General features: G+C 64.2%; 8 protein-coding genes and 1 pseudogene. 4 read left to right on the top strand and 5 right to left on the bottom strand.

The window, feature by feature from the left end; translation table 11 throughout:
- The 4 genes and pseudogenes from EOA23_RS26945 to EOA23_RS26930 all read right to left on the bottom strand — a co-directional run.
- A pseudogene (locus tag EOA23_RS26945) lies at positions 1 to 195 on the bottom strand (NAD(P)-dependent oxidoreductase); the annotation flags it as partial.
- A gap of 57 nt (positions 196 to 252) precedes the next feature.
- Positions 253 to 1,236 (bottom strand): GDP-mannose 4,6-dehydratase, encoded by a 984-nt coding sequence (gene gmd, locus EOA23_RS26940; protein ID WP_127306378.1) that lies wholly within the window; start codon positions 1,234 to 1,236, stop codon positions 253 to 255.
- 99 nt (positions 1,237 to 1,335) lie between these two features.
- Positions 1,336 to 2,760, bottom strand: a complete 1,425-nt coding sequence (locus EOA23_RS26935; RefSeq protein WP_127306377.1) for a phosphomannomutase — start codon at positions 2,758 to 2,760, stop codon at positions 1,336 to 1,338.
- Between the two features lie 95 nt (positions 2,761 to 2,855).
- Positions 2,856 to 3,200, bottom strand: coding sequence for a VOC family protein (locus tag EOA23_RS26930; protein WP_127306376.1), 345 nt, complete (start codon positions 3,198 to 3,200; stop codon positions 2,856 to 2,858).
- Between the two features lie 215 nt (positions 3,201 to 3,415).
- Between EOA23_RS26930 and ppdK the strand changes: the two genes are divergently transcribed.
- The 4 genes from ppdK to EOA23_RS26910 all read left to right on the top strand — a co-directional run bounded on the left by ppdK (position 3,416) and on the right by EOA23_RS26910 (position 9,575).
- Entirely contained in the window at positions 3,416 to 6,100 is a 2,685-nt protein-coding gene (gene ppdK, locus EOA23_RS26925; protein WP_127306375.1) for a pyruvate, phosphate dikinase, read from the top strand.
- 140 nt (positions 6,101 to 6,240) lie between these two features.
- Positions 6,241 to 7,407, top strand: coding sequence for a glycosyltransferase family 9 protein (locus EOA23_RS26920; protein WP_127306374.1), 1,167 nt, complete (start codon positions 6,241 to 6,243; stop codon positions 7,405 to 7,407).
- A 129-nt stretch (positions 7,408 to 7,536) separates the two neighbouring features.
- Positions 7,537 to 8,697: a glycosyltransferase family 9 protein gene (locus tag EOA23_RS26915; protein WP_127306373.1), complete on the top strand. Its 1,161-nt coding sequence runs from the start codon at positions 7,537 to 7,539 to the stop codon at positions 8,695 to 8,697.
- 134 nt (positions 8,698 to 8,831) lie between these two features.
- Positions 8,832 to 9,575 (top strand): polysaccharide deacetylase family protein, encoded by a 744-nt coding sequence (locus EOA23_RS26910; RefSeq protein WP_126064747.1) that lies wholly within the window; start codon positions 8,832 to 8,834, stop codon positions 9,573 to 9,575.
- Positions 9,576 to 9,712: 137 nt separating this feature from the next.
- Here the strand turns inward: EOA23_RS26910 and EOA23_RS26905 are convergent, their stop codons facing one another.
- Positions 9,713 to 10,102 carry a DUF427 domain-containing protein gene (locus EOA23_RS26905; RefSeq protein WP_042641822.1) on the bottom strand — a complete coding sequence of 130 codons (390 nt, stop codon included), beginning with the start codon at positions 10,100 to 10,102 and terminating at the stop codon, positions 9,713 to 9,715.
- Positions 10,103 to 10,412: the final 310 nt, after the last annotated feature.

Below are 10,412 nucleotides of genomic sequence, written 5' to 3'. Positions count from 1 at the left end.
GTCCTGGACGGCGGCTGTGTCCGTCACGTCCAGGTCCTCGACCTCGCCGAAAGCGGCGTGCGGGCCCCCATCCTTGGAGGTCGCGGCAATGACGACCTCAGGGCCGCAGATATTGCGCAATGCGTCGCCGACATAGGGGCCGACGAAACCGTTGGCGCCGGTCATCAAAACGCGCATGCCGGCCTCACGAAGCATGAAGCATTGTCCGGATGCGGATGCGTGGCGGAACGCGGCGTCACAATGGCTGCCCTTTCAACGCCCGGTGGCTGCGTGGCGCGCAAGATCGGCGTCCACCATCTCGCGGATCATCTCTTCCAGGGAGATCGTCGCTTCCCATCCGAGCTTCGTCTTTGCCTTGGCCGGATTGCCGAGCAGGATTTCGACTTCCGCCGGCCTGAACAGGTCTGGATCGATGACAAGATAGTCATCCATCTTCAGCCCGACATGCTCGAAGGCGATCCTGCACATGTCGCGCACCGTCGTCGTCCTGCCGGTGGCGACCACATAGTCGTCAGGCTCTCCCTGCTGCAGCATCAGCCACATGGCGCGGACATAATCCCTGGAATGGCCCCAGTCGCGCCTGGCGTCGATGTTGCCCAAGCGCAGCTCGCTCGCCAGCCCCATCTTGATGCGCGCGACGGAGTCCGTGACTTTGCGTGTCACGAATTCGATGCCGCGAAGCGGCGATTCGTGATTGAACAGGATGCCGCTCGAGGCATGCAGGCCGAAGCTCTCGCGATAATTGACGGTGATCCAATGGCCGTAGGCCTTGGCCACCGCATAGGGCGAGCGGGGATGGAAAGGCGTGGTCTCCGACTGCATCGGCTCCTGGATAAGGCCGTACATCTCCGACGACGAAGCCTGATAGAAACGCGCCCCGGGCACTTCTAGACGCAGCGCCTCCAGCACATTGGTGACGCCGAGGCCGGTGACGTTGCTCGTCAGGATAGGCTGCTGCCATGACGATTTGACGAAAGACTGCGCGGCAAGGTTGTAGACCTCGTCAGGCCTTACGTCGCGCATGGTTCGGGTCAGGCCCGACAGATCCGTGATGTCGCCATCCACGATCCGCACGTCGTCCTCGATGCCCAGCCATTTCAGCCGCATCGTGTTGACGTCGGCCGTGCTCGACCGTCGCGCCAATCCGTGGACCTCGTAGCCCTTCGAAAGCAGGAGCTGCGCCAGATAGGCGCCGTCCTGCCCGGTGATCCCGGTTATCAATGCTGTCTTCGTCATCAATGGTCTCGGTGATCGAGCGAGATGCGGGGCGGATGTCCCCATCATTGCTGAATTGCCCGCGCTCCAAACCAGCGGCAACCGCCGGCACCGCTGTCATTATACGGCCTCGGTCTTATCCGCCAGTGTGGCGACCCGCGCCCGTTCCAGCGCCATTGCCACGATTTCGCTTGCCCTTTCGTGGCTGGCGGCCTCGGCATAGCAGCGAAATTCGGGAGCGTTGCCGGAGGGTCGCAGATGGATGATCTCTCCGCTGGTCATTCGCGCTCTCAGACCGTCGGTCTCATCTACATCCGCCACCATGCCGAAGGGCGCCAGGAACCGCTGCAACGCGTCCCGGTCGGCGAGCTTGCGCATCAAGCCGCGCGATGTCTCGACCGGGAAGTTCTCGAGCCGCTCGCTGGCGCAGACCGGAAGATTCCAGCTTTCACGCAGGTTGGACAGCGATTTCCCCGTCGATGCCACCGTGCCCAGCACCGCCAGGATGGGAGAGAATGAATCCCGCGTCGGCAGTGCTGACAATATTTTGCCATTCACCAGGCAGTCGGATCCCAGCAGAACTCCGCCATTGGCTTCGAAGCCGACGACGATGCCGCCTGCCTGCCGCGCGGCGTCCATTCCCTCGATGACGAAAGGCGACCCGACCTTCGTTCTCCTGACGCTGAACCCGAACGCTTCGGCTATGCCCGAGTTGGAGGTGACCGGCGTCACCACGACATCGGCCTTGAGGAAGAGCGCCGTGGCCAGCCCGATCAGGTCACCGCGGAACAATTCGCCGTTTTCGTCGATGACAAGAGGGCGGTCGGCATCGGCATCGGCCGAGACCACCGCGTCGAATTTGAACTCGCGCACCCAGTCCCGCAACATCGCCAGCGTTTCCTGGCTGACCGCCTCGGTATCGACAGGCACGAACGTATCTGTTTTGCCCACGACGATCACATCGGCGCCGAAGGATCGCAGGACCTCGACCAGCAGCTCCGCCGCAACGGTGCTGTGCTGGTAGACGCCGAGCCTCATTCCGGAAAGGGCGCCAGGGGGCAGGATGCCGCCGACACGGTCTCGAAAGGCCGCGAGCGCCTGTTCATGGCCGGCTTGCCAGTCCGCATAGGTCGGCGGCCAAGGGTATTGATCCGACAGCTCTGCGACATGAGCGGTGATCGCGGCCTCATCCGCCTTGTCGATCTCGCCCTTCGGTCCATAGAACTTGATGCCGTTGCGGTCGGCGGGGATATGCGAGCCGGTCACCATCAGCGCCGCGGCGCCCTGCCGGCGGGCGTAAAAGGCAAGCGCCGGTGTGGGGATCGGACCGCAATCGACCGGCCGGAAGCCGGCCGCGGCCAGCGCCGCCATGCAGTCCCGCGCGATTGCCGGGCTGCTGTCGCGCAAGTCCCGCCCCACGAAGACCTTGCCTTGCTGAAATCCAGTCGACCGCAGGCGCCGGGCGAAGCCCTCAGTGTAAAGTCCGCTTGGCCTTCCGACCAATTCGGAAGCCAAACCCCGAACGCCGCTTGACCCGAATTTCATCAGCCCGCTTTTGCTGTTGGAAGATCACCGCTATTTGTTGGAGTGAGCCGGGCCCGGCTGTCAACATCAAAAAAACCTCGAAACCCGCGTCCTTTCTAATGTCCCCACACCGCCAGTTCGTTGCCGGCCGGATCGGTGAAGTGGAACCGTCTGCCGCCGGGGAAGGAAAAGATCGGCTTGACGATGGTCCCCCCGGCGCTCTCGACTGCGTCCAGCGTTTCCTCGAGGTTCTCGGAGTAGAGCACGGGCAGCGGTTTGGCCGGCGCTTCCCCGGCATCGGCCTGGAAACCGCCGTCGAGCCCTTCGGCGAAGGCGGAATAGGTCGGCCCGTAATCGATGAATGACCATGAAAAGGCGGCGCTGTAGAAGGATTTGACGCTGTCCAGCGTGCCGCCGGTTGCCGGCAGCTCCAGATAGTCGAGTTTTCCGTTGAGTTTCATCACGCTACTCCACTATGTTCCTGTTATGTTCTATAACGCGCCATACCCTCCGGCAAGTCTTTTTGCCGCAGCTTTTGCTTAATCGATTGTAGTGCCTGGGAGCGCTGGTCGGTGCCTTGCCTTTCGCACTGCAGCATCCTATCGCTCGGATCGGGGAGGCGGGGAACCGGGCCATGGTCCGGCTGTTTCTATCTTCCACGAACTGGAGGGCAAGCATGACCAAGTGGGTTTACACCTTCGGCGACGGCGCCGCCGAAGGCCGTGCCGGCGACCGCAATCTTCTCGGCGGCAAGGGTGCCAATCTGGCCGAGATGTGCAGCCTCGGCCTGCCCGTGCCGCCCGGTTTCACCATCACCACGGAAGTCTGCAACGCCTATTACGCCAACGGCCGGGCCTATCCCGATGGGCTCGAGGCGGATGTCGTCGCCGCTCTCGACCATATCGGCCGCATCACCGGCCGCCGGTTCGGCGATCCGTCGAAGCTGCTTCTGGTCTCCGTCCGCTCCGGCGCCCGAGCGTCGATGCCCGGCATGATGGACACGGTGCTCAATCTCGGCCTCAACGACGAGACGGTCGAAGCTTTGGCCGCCGATTCCGACGATGCGCGCTTCGCCTATGACAGCTACCGCCGCTTCATCCAGATGTATTCGGACGTCGTCATGGGCCTCGACCACGAAGTGTTCGAGGAAATCCTCGAGGACCAGAAGGCGAGCCTCGGCCACGAGCTCGACACCGAGCTGACGGCCGCGGAATGGCAGGGCGTCATTTCGCTCTACAAGGCCAAGGTCGAGGAAGAGCTTGGCAAGCCGTTCCCGCAGGACCCGCACGAGCAGCTCTGGGGCGCGATCGGCGCTGTGTTCTCGAGTTGGATGAACAGCCGCGCCATCACCTATCGCCGCCTGCACGACATCCCGGAAAGCTGGGGCACGGCGGTCAACGTCCAGGCCATGGTGTTCGGCAATATGGGCGACACCTCCGCGACCGGCGTCGCCTTCACCCGCAATCCCTCGACCGGCGACAGGCAGCTTTATGGCGAGTTCCTGGTCAATGCCCAGGGCGAGGACGTGGTGGCCGGCATTCGCACGCCGCAGAACATCACCGAGGCGGCGCGTATCGCCGCTGGCTCCGACAAGCCGTCGCTTCAGAAGCTGATGCCCGACGCCTTCCAGGCCTTCGTCGACATTTCCGACCGGCTGGAAAAGCATTACCGCGACATGCAGGACCTCGAATTCACCATCGAGCGCGGCAAGTTGTGGATGCTGCAGACCCGCTCCGGCAAGCGCACCGCCAAGGCGGCGCTGAAGATCGCCGTCGAGATGGCGAGGGACGGCCTGATCACCAAGGAGGAGGCGGTCGCCCGCATCGATCCGGCATCGCTCGACCAGCTCCTGCACCCGACCATCGATCCTAAGGCGGCGCGTGATGTCATCGGCATGGGCCTGCCGGCCTCGCCCGGCGCCGCCACGGGCGAGATCGTCTTCTCGTCCGCCGACGCCGAGGACGCCAGGGCTCAGGGACGCAAGGCGATCCTGGTGCGCATCGAGACCAGCCCGGAGGACATTCACGGCATGCATGCCGCCGAAGGCATCCTGACCACGCGTGGCGGCATGACCAGTCACGCCGCGGTGGTGGCGCGCGGCATGGGCAAGCCCTGCGTGTCGGGCGCTGGCTCGCTGCGCGTCGACTACAAGGCCGCCACGCTGGTCTCGATGGGCCAGACCTTCCGCAAGGGCGACGTCATAACCATCGATGGCGGCAACGGACAGGTGCTGAAGGGCGCGGTCGCCATGCTGCAGCCGGAGCTTTCCGGCGATTTCGCCGCCATCATGGAATGGGCTGACGCCCAGCGCCGCATGAAAGTGCGTACCAATGCCGAAACGCCGCTCGACGCGCGCATGGCGCGCTCCTTCGGCGCCGAGGGCATCGGGCTTTGCCGCACCGAGCACATGTTCTTCGACGGCGACCGCATCGTCGCCATGCGCGAGATGATCCTGGCCGATACCGAGAAGGACAGGCGCTCAGCACTCGATAAGCTGCTGCCGATGCAGCGCTCGGACTTCCTCGAGCTGTTCGAGATCATGGCCGGCCTGCCGGTGACGATCCGCCTGCTCGACCCGCCGCTGCATGAATTCCTGCCCAAGACCGAGGCCGAGCTTGCCGAGGTGGCGAGCGCCATGAATGTCTCGGCCGACAAGCTGCGGCAACGCACCGAGGCGTTGCACGAGTTCAATCCGATGCTCGGCCATCGCGGCTGCCGGCTCGCCGTCTCCTATCCGGAGATCGCCGAGATGCAGGCGCGCGCCATCTTCGAGGCGGCGGTCGAGGCCGGACGCAAGGCCGGCGCGCTGGTGGTGCCGGAAATCATGGTGCCGCTGGTGGGACTGGTGAAGGAGCTGGAATACGTCAAGGCGCGCATCGACGCGGTAGCGCAAAGCGTCATGCAGGAGACCGGCACCAAGATCGATTATCTCACCGGCACGATGATCGAGCTGCCGCGCGCGGCGATCCGCGCCCATGTCATTGCCGAAGCCGCCGAATTCTTTTCCTTCGGCACCAATGACCTCACCCAGACGACCTTCGGCATCTCGCGTGACGACGCGGCGTCCTTCCTTGAAACCTACCGGCAAAAGGGCATCATCGAGCAGGATCCGTTCGTGTCGCTCGATGTCGATGGCGTCGGCGAACTGGTGCGGATCGCTGCTGAAAAGGGCAAGGCGACCCGGCCCGGCATCAAGCTCGGCATCTGCGGCGAGCATGGTGGCGATCCGGCTTCGATCCGCTTCTGCGAGGAGGTCGGGCTCGACTATGTATCGTGCTCGCCCTACCGCGTGCCGATCGCCAGGCTGGCGGCCGCGCAGGCGGCCGTGGCGGCGGCGAAAGGCGCCGCCAGACGCGCCTGAGGGGGCGTTCCGGGGAGCGGCACCCCAAGGGTCCTTACGGTTTTGTATGGAATGTCACGCGAACGTGCGCGTGACGGCCCTGAATCTCGACATCGTTTCGAGGGAGTTTCCAACACCGAACTTTTTGGTGTCAGAAACCCATGTTGCAGATTGCTCCCACTGCTTTCCGGTCGATCCTTGTCCTGCAGACCAAATTCATCGGCGACATCGTGCTTGCCTCGGCGCTGGCGAACAACCTGCAGCTCGCATATCCGGGCGTCAGGATCGTGTTTCTCTGCGAAACGCATTTGGCCAGCTTCCTGACGGCTCAAGGCATTGCCGCCGAGGCTATCTCCCTCAGCCGCGCCAGGATGCGTGGCTCGCCGTTCGAGCGGGGACGCGAGCTCTTCCGCGTGGTGCGGGAATTGCGGCGGCATCGCTTCGACATGACCATCGACATCACCGACTCGAAAACCTCGCGTCTTATTTCCGGGCTGGTCAATGCTCCGGTCCGGGTCGGCTATTCTCCGACGGAGCGGCCTCTGCGCTGGCATGAACGCCAGCCTGCCACTGTCAGGATGAAGCCCTTCGGATTTGGCAAGAAGCACTTTCTCTACCGCTATCTGTCTCCGTTGGAGGCGCTCGGCGTAGACCTGCGCGTCAAGGCCCCGGCCATTCGACCGCTGCCATTCGAGACGACCCGCGTCCTGGCTTTGCTGGCCCGGCACCACATCCTCCCAAACGCCTTTGTCGCGGTTCATGCCGGGGCAAGTTTCGCCGGGCGCCGCTGGCAGCCGGAGCGCTTTGCCGAGGCAATCGACAGGATTGCCGGCGAGACAGGCTTGCGCGTCGTCCTGGTCGGCGGCCCGGACGAAAACGAGGCGACCGACAGGATTGTGGCCGCGGCGAAGACGCCTGTCGTCAATCTGGCGGGCGCGCTGCGGCTGGAAACCCTGCTTGCGCTGCTCAGGCAGGCGCGGCTGTTTCTCGGCAACGAAAGCGGGCCGATGCATATGGCGGCCGCGGCCGGCACGCCGGTTGTCGGCCTGTTCGGCCTGACCAATCCGGTCCGCTGGGCGCCGATCGGCGTGCCCAGCATCTCGTTGCGGCCATCCATGCCCTGCGACTGCGTCGGCGGCGACCTGTGCCGCCGGACCGATCCAAGCAAGGCCTGCTGCGTCTGGCGCCTGGAGGTCGATCCGGTGGTCGAGGCCACGCTGGAACTTCTGGCACGGACGGAGATACCCCTGGAGGCCGCCGTCTTACATCCGCGGGAAAGCCGCCCGTCGGCCGCGTCGCCTCTTGGAGCAATTCCAGGAGAGATCTGAAACGTCGCGCTCGGCGCATTCGCCTTTCCGTGAGACGGGAAGCCCTTTTCGGCGCGTGAGTCGCTCTGGTCCACAATGTTGCAGTCTTGTATATGAGAGCCACGTGAAACACGCGCATGGCGGCTCCACATGTCGACGTCTCAGCCCAGCTTCGTGGACTCCGATCCGTCCGGCCCCCGGACACGGACGTCGCAGCGTCGCTCCGGCCCTATCCGGTCGATCCTGATCCTGCAAACGAAGTATATTGGCGATCTCGTTCTTTCTTCCGCGCTGGCGAAGAATCTGAGGCTCGAATACCCCGGCGCCCGCATCGTCTTCCTCTGCGACTCCCGCTTCGCCGGGTTCCTCACGGCCAACGATATCGCCTCGGAGGTTGTGACCTTCCGCCGTTCCCATATGCGCGGCACGCCGCTGCGACGCGCGCAGGAACTCATTGTCACGCTCTTTAGGCTGGGCCGCTACCGTTTCGACATGGCCATCGACATCACCGATACGCGGACGTCGCGGTTCATCTTAGGGCTGGTTGGTGCGCGGGTTCGCGTGGGGTATCAGGCGGGCAAGAGTCCCTTGCCTTGGCTCGACCTCCAATCCGCCAATGTCAAGGCGAAGCCGTTCGGCTACGGCGAGCGGCACTTTCTCTATCGATATCTTTCGCCGCTGGAGGCGCTCGGCATAGACCTGCACCAGCGGGTTCCCGCCATCGAGCCGTCATCGTCTCAGACGGCGAAAGCCTTGGCGCTGCTGGACAAGTTCCACCTTCGGCAGAGCGCCTTCGTCGCGGTGCATGCCGGGGCGAGCTTCCCCGGACGCCGCTGGCAGCCCGAGCGCTTTGCCGCCGCAATCGACCGGATATCGGCCGAAACCGGTCTCAGTGTTGTTCTGGTCGGCAGTCCGGATGAGCGCGAGGCAGCCGAAAAGATATTGGCGACTGCGACGACGCCGATCGTCAATCTGGTCGGAGCCCTCCCGCTCGAAACGTTGCCGGCGCTGCTCCAGCAGGCGCGGCTGTTTCTGGGCAACGACAGCGGCCCCATGCACATGGCGGCTGCGGCCGGCACTCCCGTCGTCGGCCTGTTCGGCCTGCAGAGCCCGGTCAACTGGGGACCGGTCGGCGTGCAGACCATCGCGGTGCGCCCGCCCATGCCCTGCGACTGCGTCGGCGGGGACATGTGCGAACGGCCTGACCCCAACAAGGCGTGCTGCGTGTGGCGCTTGGAGGTCGATACGGTTGCCGATGCCGTGCTCCAGCTGCTGGCGCGGACGGAGGTGGGCTTGGAAGCCGCGGTGTAAGGCGAAAGCAAATTTTCGCGACTGCCGCTTCTGGCGCTGTTTGTCGTCCCGATTTTTGCCTAGATGCCGGTTTTGTTGAGGCAAAGTTTGTTGGCGGCACGACGATAGCCGTGCGCGCCGGGTTGGAATGGATGATGGGTCTGCTTCGAAATTCTCTTTGCGTGCTTGCGCTGTCGCTCTTGGCGGCGTCGGCCGGCAATGCCGCGACGCTTCTCGAGCCGACGCTGCATCTGAAGACCCAAGCCTCGGAAGGGGGTGGGCGAGTCGCCCTGACGCTCGACGCTTGCGGAGGAAAGACCGACACAAGAATACTTTCGGCTCTTGTCGACAATCGCATACCGGCGACCATCTTCGTTACGGGCATCTGGCTCAAGCACAATGCCGCGGCCGTCGAGATCATGCGAGCGCATCCTGATCTGTTCGAGCTGGAAAACCATGGCGGCCGCCACATTCCCGCGGTCGATACGCCGCGGAAGATTTACGGCATAAGCAGCGCCGGCAGCCCGGACGCCGTGCAGGCCGAGGTTGAATCCGGCGCCGCGGCGCTCGCCAGCGCGGGCGGACCGGCGCCCAAATGGTTTCGCGGCGCCACCGCGGAATACAGCCCATCGGCGATCGCCATGATCCGCAAGCTGGGCTTCAAGATCGCCGGCTTCTCGGTCAATGGCGACGGCGGCTCGCTGCTCGGCGCCAAGGAAACGGCACGCCGCATCGGCGCCGCCAAGGACGGCGACGTCATCATCGCCCACATCAACCAGCCGACGCATGCGGCCGGCGAGGGCGTGGTTCAGGGGCTGCTCGCCTTGAAGCAGAAAGGCATGACCTTCGTGCGCCTGGACGATGCCGACGGTATAGGCAACGACGGCACCACCGATTGAGCGTGCGGTGCGGCGGCTGAATTTGGCAGCCACATCCTTCCGAGATTGACGTGAACGCCCATCCCTCCGCCCTGGGATGACGACGCTTGGGCTTCGCCCGTCTCGGATCGCAGCGACGGCCCAGCCCAATCGAAAACTCAGCCCGGTTCGGCTTCGACCGTTACCTTGCTCGTGTAGAACGCGCCGTGGTTGCGGATCTCGGTCATTTCGTCGAACGGATGTTCATAAGCCCACATGGCGTTCGTGCCGGCTTCGCCGGCCGCCTGGACGCTCCAGTAGCTGGCATCGCCCTTGTAGGGGCAATGCGTCGAATGCTCGGTGCCGGCGAGCTTGCTGAAGTCGATATCGTCGAACGGGATGTAGAAGGCCGCCGGGTAGGGTGGTTCTGAAAGCACCTTGGCCCGGGTGGATCTTGCGATGACGGTATCGCCGGCGCGCACGGTGACGCTGCCGCGATACGGTTCGACGGTGATCACCTTGTCGGGATTGCGCTGGAAGCCGGGCGCAGGGTTGGCGGGCTTGTCCATGAATGGTCTCCTGGAGCAATTCCAGCAAAAGCGCGAAGCGGTTTCCGTCCGGAATTGCGTCAAAACAAAGAGAACGGTTTGCCGTTTCCATGAAACGGTGAAACGTTCTCGCGGCAGACTTACATGTGTCGGGTGAGTGCGTCGCGCAAGCCCGCGCGGCGCGAGGCTCCATCACCATTCATTGAACGTCTGTTGGCCAGCCGTCAGGCGGCTGTCTTGAAGGCATCCATGAGGCCGGCATAGGCGGCGGCAATGCCGGCCACCGGATTGGTGCTTCTTGCCGCGGTTTCGACCTTGAGCGCGCCGCCGC

It is taken from the genome of Mesorhizobium sp. M2A.F.Ca.ET.042.01.1.1 (genome assembly GCF_003997405.1).
Taxonomy (GTDB): domain Bacteria; phylum Pseudomonadota; class Alphaproteobacteria; order Rhizobiales; family Rhizobiaceae; genus Mesorhizobium.
The sequence above is the reverse complement of the archived record's forward strand: the minus strand, read 5'-3'. Positions and strand labels throughout refer to the sequence as shown.